The sequence below is a fragment of the Mucilaginibacter lutimaris genome (genome assembly GCF_042676625.1).
GTDB lineage: Bacteria > Bacteroidota > Bacteroidia > Sphingobacteriales > Sphingobacteriaceae > Mucilaginibacter > Mucilaginibacter lutimaris.
In genome coordinates, this window is record NZ_JBHTIA010000026.1 from 1 (window position 1) to 19,485 (window position 19,485).

Below are 19,485 nucleotides of genomic sequence, written 5' to 3' on the forward strand. Positions count from 1 at the left end.
CTAAAATAGAAATGGAGGCAGGCATGGAAAGCTAATTTGTGTAAACCTATTTTAGTACTTAACTTTAAAGTGTAAATCAACCCCAGTATTAACAACCAATAGTGTAAACTTTTTTCAGGACGGGTCAATAAAAGGGGTGTCCCATTCCGTCCCGTTTTTTTGCAAGTGGGACACTCCCTATTTTTTTTATAAGAGTTTAATAGTAAGTTAGTTATTGTGGTTTACAAAAAGTTTAACTTTAATTATAATTAACAATCAGTTATTTATAAAGTATTGATTAACAGTAATTTACCAATCCGTCTCGCGTAGTGTCATAAATAGTGGGACACCCGGTAATACACCGGGATTTGAATTAGTTGTTCTGGGGTTCTAATCCTGTAAATCCTGATTAAGCAATTACTCTACCATTGGCAACAAAATTGTAAATGTGCTTCCTTTGCCCTCAACACTTTCAACGGTTATTTGCCCGCTGTGGCTTTCAACAATGTCTTTTACAATACTTAGGCCTATCCCTGTAGATTGTTCGCCTTTTAGCCCGGTACGGCCTGCACCGCTAAAACGCTCAAAGAGGTTAGGCAGCATATCCTTAGGTATACCCAGGCCGTGGTCTTTAACCTTAATAACAATGTTGTTCTTTAAGCGGCTCAAAGCAAGTTCTACGGCATAGTTCTCTTTAGAGAACTTGAGCGCGTTACTGATGAGGTTATCTATCACCCTCGGGAACTTTTCAAGGCTTATCTGCGCGTAAATATCTTTAACATCGCTGGTAAATACTACGTTGCTGCTAATATTCTGTATTTTCCAGGTGTTTACAATGTTTTGCAGGCACTTGTTCATTTCAACCCGGGTAGTTTCAAACGAGTTTAGGTTCTCGTTACGGGCGGCATCCAGCAGGTCGTCAATAATGGTGCGGGCCTTTACGCACGACTGTCGCATCATGGTAAGGCTATCCTGTGTGTCCTCATCAATATCCTCCAGTTCCATCATCATGGCTAATGATTCTACGGCGGCAATGGGGTTGCGCAGATCGTGCGCTACGGTGCCTAAAACCTGGTTTTTAAACTGGTTGGCCTTGCTTATCTCTTCGTTCTTCTGGCGAATCTCAACTATCTGCCCGTAATAGCTGGCTTTGTAGCTAAAAAAATATCTGGAGGTTAAATAAAAACCCGCGAGCAAAATGGCCGAGATCATTTGGTTATAGGTCATTTCGGTAGCACTCACCTGCGCGTGAAAAAGCATCATGGTGAAAAGCATTTCTATTCCTAAAAGCAGCACGATGGTTTCGTAATACTCAAACACAAACAGCACACTTACGATACTCAGCGCTATAAGGTACAAGGTCAACGCGTTACTGGGGTCACTTGTGGAGATAAAGCTGGAGTACATACCACAGCAAATGATATACAGCGCGAAGATAAAAACAAACAGTGCCATGCCTGTGGTTGCATGTTTGGTACGGCGCATGTTAAGTATCAGCAAATGGCTTAAAAGATAAAAGAAAGGCGTTACAACAATAAATACCCAGTTGATCAGGTTAAACTCGGGGAAATTCTGCGCCTTGGTTAAACTCTCGGGGAAAACGTGGTATAGTATCCTAATAATGATAGCCAGCGTTAAGAAAATAAAGCTGGCGGTACGCACGCTCTGCAAATTCTGATAAGTATAATATGTACGGTAGGCACCGCTATACTTAGGAGCTAATTTGGTAAAAAAGTGCGTTTCCAAATGTTAGTGATTTAGGGGTTCACCAAAAATAAAAAAAATGCGACAAATGGTGTGTATTTTTATAAACCGCATTGCCAAAATGTCCGTTCAAAATAACATCAGATGCCATTAATTCATATAAATAGAAGTGGCAATTGTTTTGAGTAAGCTTACGAGTAAACTTAATTACCATGAATTTTAACAACTTTACCATAAAAGCCCAGGAAGCCGTACAAAAGGCTTCCGAAATTGCTACAGGCAACCAGCAACAAGCTATAGAGCCTGCGCATTTATTAAAAGGCCTGTTATTGGTTGACGAGAACGTTATAACCTACCTGTTAAAAAAACTAAACGTTAACCTAAACCGCCTTAACGAAACGCTCGACAGCCAGATAGCGTCGTACCCAAAAGTGAGCGGGAGTGATGTGTATTTGTCGTCGGCCGTAAATTCTGCCCTGCAAAAAGCAAATGGTTACCTTAAAGAATTTAAGGACGAGTTTGTATCTGTAGAACATATATTATTAGGTATTTTAAGCGGCAGCGATAAAACCGCCGGTGCTTTAAAGGATGCAGGCGTAAATGAAAAGGACCTAAAAAAGGCTATCACAAGTTTGCGCGGCGATAATAAAGTTACCGACCAAAACGCCGAGGCAACTTATAATGCTCTGAATAAATATGCCCGTAACTTAAACGATTATGCCGAAAGCGGAAAACTTGACCCGGTTATTGGCCGCGACGAAGAGATTCGCCGTGTGATACAGATATTAAGCCGCCGTACTAAAAACAACCCGATACTGGTTGGTGAGCCCGGTGTAGGTAAAACCGCTATTGCAGAAGGTATCGCTTTCCGTATCATTAAAGGCGATGTGCCCGAAAGCTTAAAAACCAAAACGGTTTATTCGCTGGATATGGGTGCCTTAATAGCCGGCGCCAAATACAAAGGCGAGTTTGAAGAACGCTTAAAAGCCGTCATCAAAGAAGTTATCCAGAGCGATGGCGAGATAGTATTGTTTATTGATGAGATCCACACCCTTGTAGGTGCAGGCGGCGGAGAGGGCGCTATGGATGCCGCTAACATCCTTAAACCGGCCCTTGCCCGTGGCGAACTGCGCTCGATAGGTGCAACCACGCTTAACGAGTACCAGAAGTATGTAGAAAAAGATAAAGCGTTGGAACGCCGTTTCCAAAAGGTAATGGTTGATGAACCTGATACTGCCGATGCTATTTCTATTTTGCGTGGGTTGAAGGAGCGTTACGAAGCCCACCACAAAGTGCGCATTAAAGATGAGGCTATCATTGCCGCTGTAGAAATGTCGCAACGCTATATCTCCGACAGGTTCTTGCCAGATAAAGCTATTGACCTGATGGATGAAGCAGCTTCTAAACTACGTTTGGAAATGGACTCGGTGCCGGAGGCTGTAGACGAGTTGGAGCGCCGCATAATGCAGCTTGAAATTGAGCGCGAAGCTATTAAACGAGAAAAGGATGACCACAAGGTAAAAGAGTTGAGCGAAGAAATTGCCAACCTGTCTGCAGATCGCGATTCGTTACGTGCCAAATGGCAGGGCGAAAAAGATATTGTTGACGGCATTAACCAGAAGGTTGAGCAGATTGAAAACTACAAGCTGGAAGCCGAGCAGGCCGAACGTGCAGGAGATTATGGTAAGGTGGCTGAATTGCGCTACGGAACCATTGTACAGGCACAACAGGAAGTTGACAAACTAAAAGCCGCACTTGCCGAAAATCAGGATGATAACCGTATGCTGAAAGAGGAGGTTACTGCCGATGACATTGCCGGAGTTGTAAGCCGCTGGACCGGCATCCCGGTAAGTAAAATGATACAGAGCGAGCGCGAGAAATTGCTTAACCTCGAAGCTGAGCTACACAAACGTGTGGCAGGGCAGGAGGAAGCTATAGAAGCCATCAGCGACGCTATCCGCCGTAGTCGCGCGGGCTTGCAGGACAAACGTAAGCCGATTGGTTCGTTCATATTTTTGGGTACTACAGGCGTCGGTAAAACCGAGCTTGCCAAAGCCCTTGCCGAATACCTGTTCAATGATGAGAATTCATTGGTACGTATAGATATGAGCGAGTACCAGGAACGGCACTCGGTTTCGAGGTTGATAGGCGCGCCTCCGGGCTATGTAGGTTACGACGAAGGCGGCCAGTTAACCGAAGCCGTACGCCGCAAACCTTATAGTGTGGTATTGCTGGATGAGATTGAAAAAGCGCATCCGGATGTATTTAACATTCTGTTGCAGGTGCTTGATGATGGCCATTTAACTGATAATAAAGGCCGGGTGGTGAACTTTAAGAACACCATTATTATCATGACGTCTAACATCGGGTCAAACATTATTCAGGAAAACTTTCAGGAGTTGGAAGATAATAACCGGGAGGAAGTTATCGCCAAAACCAAAAACGAATTGTTTAACCTGTTAAGGCAAACCATCCGTCCCGAGTTTTTGAACAGGATAGACGAGATCATCATGTTTACCCCACTAAGCAGGGACGAGATCACAGATATTGTAAAACTACAGTTTAAGCAGGTGCAACAAACTTTGGCAGAAATGGGCGTTACCATTGATGCTACAGAAGAAGCTTTAGACTGGCTGGCCCAACTGGGTTACGACCCTCAATTTGGTGCCCGTCCGCTGAAAAGGGTTATTCAAAAGAAAATACTGAACGAGTTATCCAAACAGATCCTGGCCGGGAAGGTGGATCGTGATAGCAAGATAAAGCTGGATATGTTTGATAACAACTTTGTGTTTATGAATGCGGGTGAGTGATTTGTTGATTAAGTGATGCATTCATACAAAAGGGCTACCTTAGGGCAGCCCTTTTGTCGTTTTGTAGATCTATGTCAAATTAAACTAAAATCATTCAATTCCTAATGGAATTAAAACAACGTTTAGCCTTTATGGTTATTCAGGTTGTAAACTAAATCACAGCAAATAAAACGCTACTACCATGAAAAATTTTGAAACTTTAGTGGATGCCACTAACGACCTTACAAAAAGAGGATACACCGCAAACTTAAGCCTTGAAGGCGATACCATAGACGATAAATCGCAGGATATACACATGACTGCCGATGACTTTGAAATAGACGAATTTTACCGTTTCGAGGGGCAAAGTAACCCGTCGGATATGTCGATAGTTTACGGTATCAGCTCACCAAAATATAACCTGAAGGGTATTCTGATAAACGCTTACGGTACCTATGCGGATGATAGTTCATCGGCTATTGCTGCCAAACTACACCACCACCAAGTAAGCGATAACTTACGCGGCGGAGACAGACCGACGGAGTAATTCAAAAGTTTAAAGTCAAAATTCAAAACCGCGATTGGCGACAGGTCTGATTTTTGAATTTTGACTTTTTAATTTTTACTTCTATCGCTGCAAGTAATTTCTTTCCCCTTGATTGTATGGCCGGGCCGCCATCGCGCATCATAAATTGCACCTGGTTAGTCAGTTCGTCTTTTATCCAATCGTACCGGTTGTGCAGATTAAACAGCACATCTGCTGCAAACACCTTTACAGCCACCTTTACTTTTGGATCTATTATCCAGTCGAAACATTTTTCCACTACATATTCCATATCAATTGCTGCAAGGCTGTTGCGGACGGCCAGGGGTGCATTTGGCATGGTCAAATGAAACAAGATGCGGGCATAATGTCTTTTACAACTTTCATTTTTAACTCCGGGAATTCGTTTTATAAAATACTCCAGATTATTGATATATAATTCCGGGTTGCCTGTCATCAGGGTATCCAGTAGCCAGGCCGCACGGAAACCTATTTTCTTATCGTTATGGAATGTAAGGTCTAAAACCTCATTGATGTTGTAATTTTCATCGCGCAGCTTTTTAGCCAACCTTTCAATAAAGCCTTTAGTGCGGTCGGCATTTAGTTCTTTAATAAGGTTATCGGTAACGGGCATGTATTGTAAAATTATAAAACTTTATGTTGCCATGCCTGCTTTTATTACAAATCAGGTTTGTTATGGCAGTAAAACATAAGGTTAAGCGGAACTCTAAAAAGTGGTCGGCAAAGGTTACTGAAACAAGCGACGCGCTTGACCTGAAGCAGGAAGTATTTAAATCTAAAAACTCCGAAAAGATAGCGGAATCGTTAAAGCATTCGGCAGACGAAAGTCACAGGCGTAAAGGCTCACCTTTCCAGAGCGCTATGTCTATGCTTAATTTTTATATTAACCGTGCAGGTAAAAATCTCACTAAAACGCAAAAGAAACCGTTAGAGCGCGCCAAGAATAAACTGCGCAAACTTTATGGGCGTCCATTAAAATAAACAGGCACATAGAGTGTTGTCTGTCGTACTAATAGGCCACTTTGCTATTGTGTGTTTACATAAATTTGAAAACTTTACACCAATTGTACACCATGGCATAGTAAAAATTATACATTTGCTTACCATTAATTAATCGTTATTACATGATTAAATTCAATCGATTTACACTTGACAATGGCCTGCGGGTTATTGTTCACGAAGATAGTACTACCCCAATGGCGGTTTTAAACATCCTATATGATGTTGGCGCACGCGACGAAAACCCCGAACAAACCGGCTTCGCGCATTTATTTGAGCACCTGATGTTCGGTGGCTCTGTAAACATCCCCAATTATGATGGCCCGTTACAAAGGGTAGGGGGCGAAAATAACGCTTTTACCAGCAACGATATTACCAATTACTACATCACCCTGCCATCGGCCAATTTGGAGACCGCTTTTTGGCTGGAGAGCGACCGCATGCTAAGCCTTGCCTTTAGCGAGAAAAGCCTTGAGGTGCAGCGCAATGTGGTGATAGAAGAATTTAAGCAGCGTTACCTTAACCAGCCTTATGGCGATGTTTGGTTAAAGCTGAGGCCAATGGTTTATAAAAGCCACCCGTACCAATGGGCAACCATAGGCAAAACCATTAAACATATTGAGGATGCTAAAATAGAGGATGTAAAAGCTTTTTTTAAAAAGCACTACAACCCGCAGAATGCCATAATGGTAGTAGGTGGCAATGTGAAAACCGATGAGATAAAAGCCATGGCCGAAAAATGGTTTGGCCCAATCCCCGCCGGCGAAAAGTATGTACGTAGCCTGCCGCAGGAGCAGCCACAGCACGAAGAGCGCCGCGAAACGGTAACCGGAAAAGTACCGCTCAACGATGTGTACATTGCCTTCCAGATGGAGGGGCGTACCCACGAAAGTTATTATGCTGTCGAGCTCATGTCTGATATCCTGTCGAGGGGTAATTCGTCCCGCTTGCATCGCAGCCTTATAAAAGATAAACAATTATTTAGCGAGGTACATGCCTACATAACCGGCAGCCTTGACAAGGGTATGTTTGTACTGGAAGGTAAACCGCTTGAACACGTGAGTATTGAACAGGCGGAAGCTGCGCTTTGGGCCGAAGTTGAACGTTTAAAAAACGAAGAAGTGCCGGCCGATGAATTGACCAAAGTGAAGAATAAAACGGAAAGCACGATGGTGTTCTCTGAAATGTCGCTTTTAGATAAAGCCATGAACCTTGCTTTTTATGAACTGATGGGTGATGCCGATAATTTTAACCACGAGCGTGAAAAGTTTTTAGCGGTGACCGCAGAACAGATAAAAGCTTATGCTAATCACATCTTCCGCAAAGAAAACTCATCGACGCTGGTCTACCTGGCAGAAAAATCGGATGTGCCGGAATCAGAACTGACAGCATTAGAGAACTAAAAAGATTTTTTAATGGAATCATTCTGAAAATGAATGACCCTATGCCCCAATCGCTTAATGATGCAACTTGATAGAAAAACACCCCCTCAGTTTAATGGGGTAGAAAATATAACCCTAATACGCCCCAAAGCTACAGAGCTTGATAATGGCGCTAAGATCTTCACCTTCAACTCCGGCGACCTTGACCTGGTTAGGATAGAATGGATCTTCAATAACCTGCGTTTTAATCCTGCCAAACCTTTGTTAAATGTGGCGGTTAACACCATGCTTACCGAAGGAACAAGCACCCTAACCGCCGCGCAGATAGCCGATAAGATAGATTTTTACGGCGCATTTTTGCAGGTTGATTTTAGTTATGACCATTCGCAGGTAACGCTTTATACGCTTACCAAGCATCTAAACTCTACGTTGCCGGTAATTAAGGACATCCTAACGGATTCTATCTTCCCGGAGAAGGAATTACAAACGTTTGTACGTAACCAGCAGCAAAAATTACAGGTAAGCCTGCAAAAGAATGATTTTGTTGCCCGCCGCGAATTTAATAAGGCCCTTTACGGAGAAACTATTTATGGCCTGGCCGCACAACCTGAGGACTTTCAGTCGCTAAAAAGGGAGGATCTGGTAGCGCAGTTTCATGAGATGTATCAGCCTGCCAATTGCAATATTATTATAGCCGGCAAGGCCGACCCGCAGATACTGGAAGCTGTTACCAAAACCTTTGAAGGCGCGTGGGGCGAAGTAACCGTTCCGGCCGATACTGCACAGCCTGAGTTGCAGCCATCGGCACAGCGTTTTATTTACAAAGAAAAGGCAGACGCCCTGCAATCGGCCATTCGTATAGGTACGCCGTTTGTGAACCGCACCCATCCGGATTTCCCTGCATTGCAGGTTTTGAATACCGTGTTAGGCGGATATTTTGGCTCGAGGCTAATGGCAAACATCCGCGAGGATAAGGGCTATACTTATGGTATTGGCTCAGGCATGTCATCGTTCAAACAAACAGGTTCGTTCTTCATAGCATCAGAAGTAGGCGCCGACGTTTGTAAAGCCGCGGTTTCTGAGATAGAGAAGGAAGTGAATCTTTTAAAGACCGACCTGATCCCTGAAGAAGAGCTTTCCCTCGTGCGCAACTTTATGCTCGGCTCGCTTTTAGGCAGCCTGGAAAATGTACTCTCACATGCCGATAAATTTAAAAACCTCTATTTTGCCGGCCTCGATTATGACTATTACGACCGCTACACGCAAACTGTAAAAAATATCACCGCCCAAGAACTAAAAACGCTTGCCAATAAGTATTTCGACTTTGAAAACTTTTATAAGGTGATTGTAGGAAAATATTAACGTGATTTGATAATGGGATAATTTGAAGATTTGAAAATGATACATCCAAAAGTCATTTTCAAATCATTCTCATTTTCAAATATTCAAATTCAATAAATTTTATTAGCTTTGCCCGGCAAATAATAACTCCAAATAATTATTTGCTATGCAGTTAGACCCATCCAAATTTGTCGCCGAAGGATTAACTTACGACGATGTATTATTACTCCCCGCTTATTCAGAAGTACTACCACGCGAAGTTAACACGAGCACTTTTTTAACAAAAAAGATCCGTTTAAACGTTCCTATCATTTCGGCCGCTATGGATACCGTAACCGAAGCAGGCCTGGCTATTGCCATTGCCCAGGCAGGTGGTATTGGTATGCTGCACAAAAACATGACCATTCAGCAACAGGCCGATGAGGTGCGTAAAGTAAAACGCTCTGAAAGCGGTATGATCCAGGAGCCGGTTACTTTATCAGAAGATGCTGTATTATCCGACGCCGTGAACATCATGCGCGAAAACAGCATTGGCGGCATTCCGGTTGTAGATGCCGATGGCAAACTGAAAGGTATCATCACCAACCGCGACCTGCGTTTCCAGAAAGACCTTACAGTAGCGGTTAGCGACATTATGACAAAAACAAACCTGATTGTTGCCCCTGAAGGTACAACCCTGCAGGATGCAGCCGCTATATTACAGGATAACAAGATTGAGAAACTACCCGTTGTAAATAAGGATGGTAAACTGGTAGGATTGATCACTTATAAAGACATACAGAAGGTAAAAAACTTCCCCAACGCTTGTAAAGACGAATTTGGTCGCCTGCGTGTTGGAGCCGCCGTTGGTGTTGCTGCCGATAATATAGACCGTGTTACCGCCCTGGTAAAAGCCGGTGTGGATGTTATTACAGTTGATACAGCCCACGGCCACTCTAAAGGGGTTATAGATATGGTGAAAGCCGTTAAACAACTTTACCCAGATCTGCAGGTTATTGCCGGTAACATAGCCACCGGTGATGCAGCCAAAGCCCTTGCCGAAGCAGGTGCCGATGCGGTTAAAGTGGGAATCGGGCCGGGTTCAATTTGTACCACACGTATCATAGCAGGTGTGGGCGTCCCTCAACTTTACGCTGTTTACGAATGTGCCAAAGCGCTTGAAGGAACAGGCATCCCGGTTATTGCGGATGGTGGAATTAAACAAACCGGTGATATGGTTAAGGCCATTGCGGCAGGTGCAAGCTCTATTATGGCAGGCTCGTTGTTTGCAGGCGTAGAGGAATCGCCGGGCGAAACCATTATTTACGAAGGCCGTAAATTTAAATCGTACCGCGGCATGGGTTCTATCGAGGCTATGGCTAAAGGTTCTAAAGACCGTTACTTCCAGGACGAGACTGACGTGGTAACCAAACTGGTGCCTGAGGGTATTGTTGGCCGCGTGCCATTTAAAGGTAACATGGCCGAGGTGGTTTACCAATACATTGGCGGTTTACGTGCCGGTATGCACTACTGCGGTGCCGCAACAATAGAGGACTTGCAAAAGGCCAAATTTGTACGCATCACCGCAGCCGGTATGCGCGAAAGCCATCCGCACGATATCACGATAACAAAAGAAGCACCTAACTATACACGTTAATTAATTAGTGATTGAGCGAATGATTGAATTAGTGATTTTTCTTATTGTTTAAATCACTAAATCAATAATTCAATAAATATGAAATCCATCTGCGTATTCTGTGGTGCCAACTTTAACGGCGACCCTGTATTAAAACAAGCCATTGAACTACTGGCCGATGTAATGGTAAACAAGAACATTAAACTTATTTACGGCGGAGGCAAGGTAGGCATAATGGGTTTACTGGCCGACGCGGTAATGGCGAGGGGAGGCGAAGTTATAGGCGTTATCCCGCAGTTTTTAATGGATAAAGAGGTTGGCCATACCGGCATTACAAAGCTACATGTGGTAGAGAACATGCACCAGCGTAAGCAACTGATGAATGATCTTTGCGACGGCATCATCATGCTTCCGGGTGGTTTTGGTACGCTCGAAGAGTTTTTTGAAGTGCTTACCTGGCTGCAGTTAGGTTTGCACAACCACCCGGTAGGTATCCTGAACATCGGCGGCTTTTACGATAATCTTTTAGCGCAGATGGATGTAATGGTTGAGCAGCGCTATCTTAAACCTGCTAACCGTAAACTGGTTATTACCTCAACCGATCCCATTGAGCTTATCGACCTGATGGAAAACCTCGACATTAAGCCCGATGAGGTTTGGTTTAGAGACAAAAATTTAACATAGCTAAAAGGCCTTATGGTGTTAGCGCAATTTATTATGCATGCATAATAAATTGCGCTAACGTAGGTTATTTCTAATTTATTTCCCTAAAATTACATAACCTATTATAAACCACATATGGATCTGGAATTCAATAAAAATGAGGATGTTAACAAACAGCTTGTTTACGAATTTAACACAAGGCTCAAAAAGATATACCTGGGCGGAGGCGAAAAGGCCGCTGCAAAACAAAAAGAAAAAGGCAAAATGCTTGCCCGCGAACGCGTTGCCTACCTTATAGATGATGACAAGCCCTGGCTGGAAATAGGCGCTTTTACAGCCGATGGCATGTATGCCGAGCATGGCGGCTGCCCGAGCGGCGGTGTGGTGTGCGGCATTGGTTATGTATGCGGCAGGCAATGTGTAATTGTAGCTAATGATGCTACGGTTAAGGCCGGTGCATGGTTCCCCATAACGGCCAAGAAAAACCTGCGTGCCCAGGAAATAGCCATGGAAAACCGCCTGCCTATTATCTATTTGGTAGATTCGGCAGGAGTGTACCTGCCTTTGCAGGATGAGATCTTTCCTGATAAAGAACACTTTGGACGCATCTTTAGAAACAATGCGCAGATGAGCAGCATGGGTATCATCCAGATAGCTGCTATCATGGGCTCATGTGTAGCAGGCGGGGCGTATTTACCCATCATGAGCGACGAGGCCATGATTGTAGAGGGTACAGGCTCTGTTTTCCTGGCGGGATCATACCTCGTAAAATCGGCCATTGGCGAGGATGTTGATAATGAAACCCTTGGGGGCGCTACCACGCAAAGCGAAATTTCGGGCGTAACAGACTATAAGCACCCAAATGATAAGGCCTGCCTTGATTCTATCCGCAACATCATGAATAAGGTGGGCGATTATAACAAGGCAGGTTTTGACCGAATCAAACCATCAGCACCAAAATTAAACGAAAAAGATATTTACGGCATCCTGCCTGATAACCGCGAGAAGGCATACGATATGTACGAGATCATCAAGCGGCTGGTAGATGATTCGGAATTTGAGGAGTATAAGGCCGGCTACGGGCAGTCGATAATTTGTGGCCTTGCCCGAATAGATGGCTGGGCAGTTGGCATTGTGGCTAACCAGCGCAAGGTTATCAAATCTAAAAAAGGGGAGATGCAGTTTGGCGGGGTAATCTATTCCGATTCGGCCGATAAGGCAACCCGGTTTATCATGAATTGTAATCAGAAAAAGATCCCGCTGGTTTTCCTGCAGGATGTTACCGGTTTTATGGTTGGCAGCAGGAGCGAGCACGGCGGCATTATAAAAGACGGCGCGAAAATGGTGAACGCTGTAGCCAACTCGGTAGTGCCAAAGTTTACCATTGTGATAGGTAACTCTTACGGCGCAGGTAATTACGCCATGTGTGGCAAGGCTTACGATCCGCGGTTGATCTACGCATGGCCATCAGCAAAGATCGCGGTGATGGGTGGCGCGCAGGCAGCAAAAGTATTGGTGCAAATGCAGGCGGCAGGGCTTAAAGCAAAAGGCGAAGAGGTAGATGACATAAAAGAAGCCGAATTCCTGAAACAAACCACCGACCGTTACAACGCCCAAACCACGCCATACTATGCCGCCGCGAGGCTTTGGGTAGATGGTATCATCGACCCGCTGGAAACCCGCAAAGTGATCTCCATCGGCATCGAAGCCGCTAACCACGCGCCCATAGAAAAGGCTTTTAATGTAGGGATAATACAAACGTAGGTATCCAATGTGTCATTGCGAGGAGCGATAGCGACGCGGCAATCTCGTTGCATACTTATTGGAGAGGCACAGCTACGAGATTGCCGCGCTATCGCTCGCAATGACATGGTTTTTTAAAAGTTTTTTCTATCTTCCAAAATGAAAAAACTCTTTCTGCCACTTGTCCTTTTTTCTGCCCTCACAGCATCCGCCCAAACCGTTAAACAAATTCATCAGCGGGCAATACTGGTAGATACACATAACGATGCTTTATCTAATCAGCTTATTACCAAGGTTGATCTGGGTAAGCTGCAAATTACCGGTAATTTCGACCTGCCAAGAGCTAAAAAAGCTGGGCTGGATGTACAGGTGTTTTCCGTTTGGTGCGGAGATCAATACGGTAACGGCACAGCTTATAAGTATGCTAATCGCGAAATAGATTCTCTAGACGCGCTTATTAAACGCTACCCTCAAAAAATTAAATTAGTGCGTACCGCTGCCGATCTGCAAAAAGCAGTAAAGCAAAATAAGCTTGCCGCTATGATAGGGGTGGAAGGGGGCCACATGATAGAAGACAGGCTCGATTATATCGACAGCTTGTACAGGCGGGGAATGGCCTATTTAACGCTCACCTGGAATAACAGCACCTCATGGTCAACATCCGCCCGCGATGAAACATTACACAGCGATTCGCTGCCGCATAAAGGCTTAACCGATTTTGGTAAACAGGTTGTGCAACGCTTAAACAAATTAGGCGTAATGATAGATCTTTCGCACCCAGGTGAGCAAACTTTTAACGATGTTATGGCACTTACTACCAAGCCCGTCATCGCTTCGCACAGCTGCGTTTATGCCCTTAACCCGCACCGCCGTAACTTAAAAGATTATCAGCTAAAAGCTATTGCTAAAAACGGCGGGGTTGTTTTCCTTAATTTTTATAGTGGTTTTATCGACAGCACGTATAACGATAAGCATGAAGCGTACCTGCTTAAGCATAAATCTGAATTAGATTCGCTTATCAAAATTTATAATGATTACGACTTGGCCAGCATTCGCCTGAATGTTATTAACAAAGAAGAATCTGACCAGTTTAGGCCGCCTTTAAGCATGCTTGTTAAGCATATCGATTACATGGTGAAGCTGATAGGTGCCGACCACGTAGGTATAGGCTCTGATTTTGATGGTGCCGAATCGTACCCACAGGGGTTAGACAGTGTTTTAGATTACCCCAAAATAACCGCCGAATTGGTCAAGTTACACTACAGCGAAAAGGATATTGATAAGATCTTAGGCGGTAATTTTATACGCGTGTTAAGGGCTAATGTTGGTAAATAGTCATGAAGGTATGGCAGTATGTTGACTATTACCTATTGGCACACTCATGTATAAATCTTAAATTCGCATCACATTAAAAGAAACAAATGTCACAAGATATTGAACACGTAAAATGCCTTATTATAGGTTCGGGCCCGGCGGGATATACCGCGGCGATTTATGCTTCGCGTGCCGACCTTCACCCTGTAATGTACACAGGCATGCTTGCCGGTGGGCAGCTTACCCAAACTACTGATGTGGAGAACTTCCCGGGCTACCCGAATGGTATTATGGGGCCGGAAATGATGGAAGATTTTCGTAAGCAAGCCGAGCGCCTGGGTACCGATATCCGTTTTGGTTACGTAAGTTCGGTTGACTTTAGCTCTTTACCGCACAAGGTTACGGTTGACGAAAGCAAAACCATATTGGCCGATACCGTTATTATTTCTACCGGCGCGTCTGCAAAATGGTTGGGCTTAGAGAGTGAGCAAAAATACAGCGGTTTTGGCGTATCTGCCTGTGCCGTATGCGATGGCTTCTTTTTTAAAGGGCAGGATGTTGCTATTGTTGGTGCCGGCGATACCGCTGCCGAAGAAGCAACCTACCTGGCTAAGTTAGCCCGTAAAGTTTATATGATCGTTCGCCGCGACGAGTTCCGTGCCTCAAAAGCCATGGTTCACCGTGTGCTGAACACCCCAAACATAGAAGTGCTTTATAATACCGAAACCATTGAGATACTTGGTGACGGCCAAAGCGTTAACGCGGTTAAAGTTTGCAATAACGTTACTAATGAAGATCGTACACTGGATGTTACCGGTTTCTTTGTAGCCATAGGCCACAAACCAAACACCGATATCTTCCGCGGAACCATCAATATGGACGAGACCGGGTACATCATTACCCGCCCCGGCTCAACAGAAACCAATGTAGAAGGTGTATTTTGCTGTGGCGACGCGCAAGACCATATTTACCGCCAGGCAGTTACCGCCGCCGGTACAGGTTGTATGGCTGCTATAGATGCCGAGCGTTACCTTGCTGCAAAAGAACATGTTGTAACGGCGTAAGTTCAAAGGCCTTACTAAAATATTTTAAGAAGCCATATTCCTGATAAGAATATGGCTTCTTTGTTTCTATTTGTGTAATTTTTAAGTGATTGTAGCATATTATTTTTAATTAATGCTAAATTACGGGCTCATTATTTACCTGTTTAGTTTACCTTATGAAGAAAAGTATATCTGCAGCAATGCTTGCTCTTTTATTGGCATCGGCTGTTTCAGTTAATGCCCAAAACGCCGATATAACCAAACCACTGGATATGAACCCTTATGCAGGTATCATCCCCGCCCCGGTATCTGTTAAGAAAACACCCGGCGAATTTATATTGAGCCAGGAAACCGTTATCCAGGCTGATAGCCCAAGCAATAAGGCCGTACAATTTTTCTCTAAATTTTTGGCCGATAATATGGCCTATAATAAACAGGTGGGTTTGCGTAACGCCCGTGTTAGTACAACGTCTATATATTTAACATCAACCAATACCGAAGGCCTGCCTGCCGAAGGTTACCGTTTAACCATCACACCACAACAAGTTACTGTTGCAGGTAAGGGTGCCGGTTTATTTTATGGCATCCAAACGTTAATGCAGCTTATGCCGTTAGAGAGGTCGGCCACCGCGAAACTACCAGCCGTTACTATTGAGGATTATCCCCGTTTTGGTTACAGGGGGCTAATGCTTGATGTTTGTCGCCATTTTTATTCGGTAGAATTTGTGAAGCGGTATATAGACCTGATGGCCGCCTATAAACTTAATACGTTCCACTGGCATTTAACTGATGACCAGGGATGGCGCATTGAGATCAAAAAATACCCAAGGCTTACTACCGTAGGCAGCCGCCGCGCGCAAAGCGTTATAGGTAACTTTAAAGACCGCACTCCGCTGCAATATGATGGCGTGCCGGTTTCAGGCTTTTACACTCAGGACCAGATTCGCGATGTAATTAAATACGCTGCCGACAGGTATATTACCATTGTGCCTGAGATTGAAATGCCCGGCCATGCCTTAGCTGCCTTAACTGCATACCCTGAACTAAGCTGCGACCCAAGCCAAACTTATACAGTTGCCGAAAAATGGGGCGTATTCAACAATATCTTTTGCCCGTCAGAAAAAACATTCGGCTTTTTGCAGGATGTTTTGACAGAGGTAATAGACCTGTTCCCGAGCAAATACATCCACATTGGCGGTGATGAAGCGCCGAAGGAGGTATGGAAAAAAACTAAATTTTGCCAGGACCTTATTAAACGTTTAAAGCTTAAAGATGAGCACGGTTTGCAAAGCTACTTCATTCAACGTATGGAAAAATTTGTGAACAGCAAAGGCCGCAGCATTATAGGTTGGGACGAGATATTGGAAGGCGGTTTGGCGCCAAACGCCACTGTAATGAGCTGGAGGGGTGAAGAGGGTGGTATTGAAGCGGCAAAACAACACCATGATGTGATTATGACCCCAAGCAGCCAGGCACTGTATTTTGACCATGCCCAGGGCAAAATAAACCAGGAACCTGTTGGCATTGGTGGCAGCGCGCCTATCCAAAAAACTTATGCTTATAACCCAACCCCGGCGGCTTTAACACCCGATCAGCAAAAGTATATTAAAGGCGTACAGGCAAACCTTTGGACTGAGTACATCACCACCGAAAATAAGGTTGAATACATGATCATGCCAAGGCTGATGGCGCTATCTGAAGTGGCATGGACACCAATGGCCAACAAAAATTACAAAGATTTTTCAGAAACCCGTTTGCCCGAACATTTGGCCTGGTTAGATAAAAACGGATATAATTACCGTGTACCCCCGGCTATTGGCAATACAGATACGGTGATGATTGCATCTACCATGACGGTTAATCTTAAATCGCCGGTAAAGGGTGCCAAAATATATTACACTATTGATGGTTACACCCCACGCGAAACAGAATTGCTCTACACTGCTCCAATGACCTACCCTGTGCCATTGAACGAGTACCGCGATCTGAAAACTATTGTGGTAACGCCATCCGGCAAACGCAGTGTTATTACCGCAGCAAAGGTAATTAATAAAGCGCCGTTACCGGCCGTTCAGTACACCGGCAATACGCCCGGCTTAAAATACCAGGCATCGGCAGGCACTTATGTAAATACTACTCAAATTAACCCTGCCGCGGTTATTGATACCGGCATAGCAAAAAGTTTTAGCACCGCGTTAAGCGCTTTCAAAAAAGCGTTCAACAAATATGGCGTGGTATTTAATGGTTACTTTAAGGCCGATGTTGATGGTAATTATAGTTTCTCTACAGCATCATCAAATGGCTCGGTTTTATTGATAGATGATGTGCCAATTGTAGACAACGACGGGCGCACCGGCCCGGTTGAGCAGCAAGGCGCTATTCCTTTGCAGAAAGGATATCATAAAATTACCATTAAATATGTAGACGCAAACTCGTCCGGAAGTGGACTAAGGGTTTACATGACCATCCCTGGCAAACCTAAAGGAGAGGTATCGCCGGACATGATGTTTAATTAATTGCTATATTCACGCATGAATTTTAGGAATTGTTTATTCATGGCGGCGGTTTCCCTAATGATCGCGTCATGTGGCAACGAGGAAAAAAAGCCCGCTACAGCAACCAACGCTGTGGCAAAGCCCGCTGTTATGGCGCCCTTTAGGTTCCATAAAGCTATAGAGGTATCGCCGGGGCAAACGTATGATGTGGTTAGCTGGGGCAGGGGATCGAGCCAGGTAGGTTCGTTTGCCATACTGCATTCCGATTCGGCAGGGATGAAATATACCACTACCACCGGGGACCTGGATGGCACTATAACCGATGTTTATAACGCTGATATGGACACCGACGGTAACCCGGAAATACTGATCCAATCGAAGGGCAAAGATACGGTTAACTACGCCAAGATTTACGCCTTTGAGTTTAATAACAATAATGCCGATAAGCTCGATTTTCCAAAATTAACCCGTTCGCAAAAGAAGGGTTACCGTGGTAACGATAATTTTTATATTAAAGATGGCAAGCTGATCCGCGAGTTCCCGATATATGATGGAAACGACTCTACAGCTAAACCAACAGGCGCCAAACGCCAATTAGAATATGGCCTCAGCAGAAATAACTTTACAGTTACGCAGCTAAGCAAAGATTCTACCGATACCAAACCGGAACCTGTTGTTAAACAAGCCGAGCCCGAGAGAAAGCAAACGGTGAGCAAGAGCAAAAAGCGCAGGCAAACCGAAACAAAACATAAACGCCGCAGGCGCAGATAATAACAAAAACGTTTAGTAACAGGTGGTTTAGATTAATTACTAAATCACCTGTTTTATTTTAAGTCAGTATGATATTAGAAGAGTTTTTACACCGCCTGAAAGTTGAATACCATACTTTGGACAAACTTACGCAGGAAACATATTACCAGCGCCTGTCCTCATTATTTGTAGTAATGGAGCTGGACGGTGATAATCTGAACGAGGAGCATGACCTCGGCATAGGCCCAATCCTCGACAGGATGAACGACATTAACGAGGAGGAACTTCAACAGAATATGTCGCAAGAGGATTTACAAGCCCTTATATTGAAGATGAAGGCGGGGTTGGCTATTTTGATCAATAAGATTGAGGAATAGGTAGGCCAGCCATTGCCATCATGTCTTTGGCATTGAAAATGGCATGTGTCCCAATGTCATTGTTGAAGTAAAACCAGGCCTCTTTAATCTTTTTATTTGCTTTTACTTTGTCAATAACCCCCTGCAGATATTCTTTTGAATAAAGTGATTGATAAAGTTGCTCCATGCCATGGAAGCGATAGTAAACCACCGGGGTGTTTTGAATAACCTCATACGGCAGGGAAGGGTGGCTCATACCGCAAAAGGTGATGTTATGATTTTCCAGCGTTTTAATAATATCATCCTGCCACCAGCTTACATGCCGTGGTTCCAGCACATTGTTAAAGGCTGGGTTCAGGGCTTTTAATATCTTCCCCAATTTTTCTTCTGTATAATTGTAACTGGGGGGCATTTGAAAAAGCACCGGGCCAAGCTTATCGCGCAAACCATCGATAATGGTGCTATAAAAGCTGTTTAATAGTTCAGTTGTATCATTAAACTTTTTAAAATGCGTAATAGCCCTCGGTGCCTTTACCGCGAACCTAAAATTAGCCGGGCTTTTATCATACCATGTTTGCAGGAAAGACAGCTGCGGGAAACGATAAAAAGTAACGTTAAGTTCGAGCGTGCTAAAATGCTTGCAGTAAAAATCGAACCATTTGGTCATGGCAAGCTTTTCTGGATAAAAAGTACCCCGCCAATGTTTGTAATGAAAGCCCGAACATCCAATGTGCCAATCCATAAAAT

16 protein-coding genes are annotated in these 19,485 nt (G+C 44.2%); 13 read left to right on the plus strand and 3 right to left on the minus strand.

Annotated elements, in window-relative coordinates; translation table 11 throughout:
- Nucleotides 1–396: 396 nt before the first annotated feature.
- Nucleotides 397–1,725 carry an ATP-binding protein gene (locus ACFQZI_RS20385; protein WP_377145808.1) on the minus strand — a complete coding sequence of 443 codons (1,329 nt, stop codon included), beginning with the start codon at nucleotides 1,723–1,725 and terminating at the stop codon, nucleotides 397–399.
- 170 nt (nucleotides 1,726–1,895) lie between these two features.
- On the opposite strand from ACFQZI_RS20385, the gene clpB reads away from it, so the two are divergent.
- Nucleotides 1,896–4,493: an ATP-dependent chaperone ClpB gene (clpB, locus tag ACFQZI_RS20390; RefSeq protein WP_377145809.1), complete on the plus strand. Its 2,598-nt coding sequence runs from the start codon at nucleotides 1,896–1,898 to the stop codon at nucleotides 4,491–4,493.
- 181 nt (nucleotides 4,494–4,674) lie between these two features.
- On the plus strand, nucleotides 4,675–5,019 hold the full coding sequence (locus tag ACFQZI_RS20395) for a phosphoribosylpyrophosphate synthetase (protein ID WP_377145811.1): 345 nt from the start codon (nucleotides 4,675–4,677) through the stop codon (nucleotides 5,017–5,019).
- A 22-nt stretch (nucleotides 5,020–5,041) separates the two neighbouring features.
- Here the strand turns inward: ACFQZI_RS20395 and ACFQZI_RS20400 are convergent, their stop codons facing one another.
- A complete protein-coding gene (locus ACFQZI_RS20400) occupies nucleotides 5,042–5,650 on the minus strand; it encodes a hypothetical protein (protein WP_377145812.1) in 609 nt (202 codons plus the stop codon).
- Between the two features lie 62 nt (nucleotides 5,651–5,712).
- Between ACFQZI_RS20400 and ACFQZI_RS20405 the strand changes: the two genes are divergently transcribed.
- The 11 genes from ACFQZI_RS20405 to ACFQZI_RS20455 all read left to right on the plus strand — a co-directional run bounded on the left by ACFQZI_RS20405 (nucleotide 5,713) and on the right by ACFQZI_RS20455 (nucleotide 18,759).
- Nucleotides 5,713–6,018, plus strand: a complete 306-nt coding sequence (locus ACFQZI_RS20405) for a DUF3175 domain-containing protein (protein ID WP_377145814.1) — start codon at nucleotides 5,713–5,715, stop codon at nucleotides 6,016–6,018.
- A gap of 143 nt (nucleotides 6,019–6,161) precedes the next feature.
- Nucleotides 6,162–7,439, plus strand: coding sequence for a M16 family metallopeptidase (locus tag ACFQZI_RS20410; protein WP_377145816.1), 1,278 nt, complete (start codon nucleotides 6,162–6,164; stop codon nucleotides 7,437–7,439).
- Between the two features lie 57 nt (nucleotides 7,440–7,496).
- Nucleotides 7,497–8,780: a M16 family metallopeptidase gene (locus tag ACFQZI_RS20415; RefSeq protein ID WP_377145818.1), complete on the plus strand. Its 1,284-nt coding sequence runs from the start codon at nucleotides 7,497–7,499 to the stop codon at nucleotides 8,778–8,780.
- A 145-nt stretch (nucleotides 8,781–8,925) separates the two neighbouring features.
- Nucleotides 8,926–10,395 (plus strand): IMP dehydrogenase, encoded by a 1,470-nt coding sequence (guaB, locus tag ACFQZI_RS20420; RefSeq protein ID WP_377145820.1) that lies wholly within the window; start codon nucleotides 8,926–8,928, stop codon nucleotides 10,393–10,395.
- Between the two features lie 78 nt (nucleotides 10,396–10,473).
- The gene (locus tag ACFQZI_RS20425; protein ID WP_377145822.1) at nucleotides 10,474–11,058 is read left to right on the plus strand and encodes an LOG family protein; all 585 of its coding nucleotides are present in this window, start codon (nucleotides 10,474–10,476) and stop codon (nucleotides 11,056–11,058) included.
- Between the two features lie 114 nt (nucleotides 11,059–11,172).
- Nucleotides 11,173–12,801: an acyl-CoA carboxylase subunit beta gene (locus ACFQZI_RS20430; protein ID WP_377145824.1), complete on the plus strand. Its 1,629-nt coding sequence runs from the start codon at nucleotides 11,173–11,175 to the stop codon at nucleotides 12,799–12,801.
- 138 nt (nucleotides 12,802–12,939) lie between these two features.
- A complete protein-coding gene (locus ACFQZI_RS20435) occupies nucleotides 12,940–14,115 on the plus strand; it encodes a dipeptidase (RefSeq protein ID WP_377145826.1) in 1,176 nt (391 codons plus the stop codon).
- A gap of 86 nt (nucleotides 14,116–14,201) precedes the next feature.
- Nucleotides 14,202–15,158, plus strand: a complete 957-nt coding sequence (trxB, locus tag ACFQZI_RS20440; protein WP_377145828.1) for a thioredoxin-disulfide reductase — start codon at nucleotides 14,202–14,204, stop codon at nucleotides 15,156–15,158.
- A gap of 155 nt (nucleotides 15,159–15,313) precedes the next feature.
- Nucleotides 15,314–17,653: a family 20 glycosylhydrolase gene (locus ACFQZI_RS20445; protein WP_377145830.1), complete on the plus strand. Its 2,340-nt coding sequence runs from the start codon at nucleotides 15,314–15,316 to the stop codon at nucleotides 17,651–17,653.
- A 39-nt stretch (nucleotides 17,654–17,692) separates the two neighbouring features.
- On the plus strand, nucleotides 17,693–18,403 hold the full coding sequence (locus ACFQZI_RS20450; protein WP_377145832.1) for a hypothetical protein: 711 nt from the start codon (nucleotides 17,693–17,695) through the stop codon (nucleotides 18,401–18,403).
- 68 nt (nucleotides 18,404–18,471) lie between these two features.
- The gene (locus tag ACFQZI_RS20455) at nucleotides 18,472–18,759 is read left to right on the plus strand and encodes a hypothetical protein (protein WP_377145834.1); all 288 of its coding nucleotides are present in this window, start codon (nucleotides 18,472–18,474) and stop codon (nucleotides 18,757–18,759) included.
- Here ACFQZI_RS20455 and ACFQZI_RS20460 read toward each other — a convergent pair.
- Nucleotides 18,740–19,480 carry a DUF72 domain-containing protein gene (locus ACFQZI_RS20460; RefSeq protein ID WP_377145836.1) on the minus strand — a complete coding sequence of 247 codons (741 nt, stop codon included), beginning with the start codon at nucleotides 19,478–19,480 and terminating at the stop codon, nucleotides 18,740–18,742. The two genes, ACFQZI_RS20455 and ACFQZI_RS20460, sit on opposite strands and share 20 nt — an antisense overlap.
- Between the last annotated feature and the right edge of the window lie 5 nt (nucleotides 19,481–19,485).

Bases quoted from the DNA above. Each gene is read 5' to 3' on its own strand.
- ACFQZI_RS20430 (WP_377145824.1), top strand. From the start codon at position 11,173: ATGGATCTGGAATTCAATAAAAATGAGGATGTTAACAAACAGCTTGTT.
- trxB (WP_377145828.1), top strand. From the start codon at position 14,202: ATGTCACAAGATATTGAACACGTAAAATGCCTTATTATAGGTTCGGGC.
- ACFQZI_RS20410 (WP_377145816.1), top strand. From the start codon at position 6,162: ATGATTAAATTCAATCGATTTACACTTGACAATGGCCTGCGGGTTATT.
- ACFQZI_RS20445 (WP_377145830.1), top strand. From the start codon at position 15,314: ATGAAGAAAAGTATATCTGCAGCAATGCTTGCTCTTTTATTGGCATCG.
- ACFQZI_RS20460 (WP_377145836.1), bottom strand. From the start codon at position 19,480: ATGGATTGGCACATTGGATGTTCGGGCTTTCATTACAAACATTGGCGG.
- ACFQZI_RS20425 (WP_377145822.1), top strand. From the start codon at position 10,474: ATGAAATCCATCTGCGTATTCTGTGGTGCCAACTTTAACGGCGACCCT.
- ACFQZI_RS20415 (WP_377145818.1), top strand. From the start codon at position 7,497: ATGATGCAACTTGATAGAAAAACACCCCCTCAGTTTAATGGGGTAGAA.
- ACFQZI_RS20450 (WP_377145832.1), top strand. From the start codon at position 17,693: ATGGCGGCGGTTTCCCTAATGATCGCGTCATGTGGCAACGAGGAAAAA.
- clpB (WP_377145809.1), top strand. From the start codon at position 1,896: ATGAATTTTAACAACTTTACCATAAAAGCCCAGGAAGCCGTACAAAAG.
- ACFQZI_RS20395 (WP_377145811.1), top strand. From the start codon at position 4,675: ATGAAAAATTTTGAAACTTTAGTGGATGCCACTAACGACCTTACAAAA.
- ACFQZI_RS20405 (WP_377145814.1), top strand. From the start codon at position 5,713: ATGGCAGTAAAACATAAGGTTAAGCGGAACTCTAAAAAGTGGTCGGCA.
- guaB (WP_377145820.1), top strand. From the start codon at position 8,926: ATGCAGTTAGACCCATCCAAATTTGTCGCCGAAGGATTAACTTACGAC.
- ACFQZI_RS20455 (WP_377145834.1), top strand. From the start codon at position 18,472: ATGATATTAGAAGAGTTTTTACACCGCCTGAAAGTTGAATACCATACT.
- ACFQZI_RS20400 (WP_377145812.1), bottom strand. From the start codon at position 5,650: ATGCCCGTTACCGATAACCTTATTAAAGAACTAAATGCCGACCGCACT.
- ACFQZI_RS20435 (WP_377145826.1), top strand. From the start codon at position 12,940: ATGAAAAAACTCTTTCTGCCACTTGTCCTTTTTTCTGCCCTCACAGCA.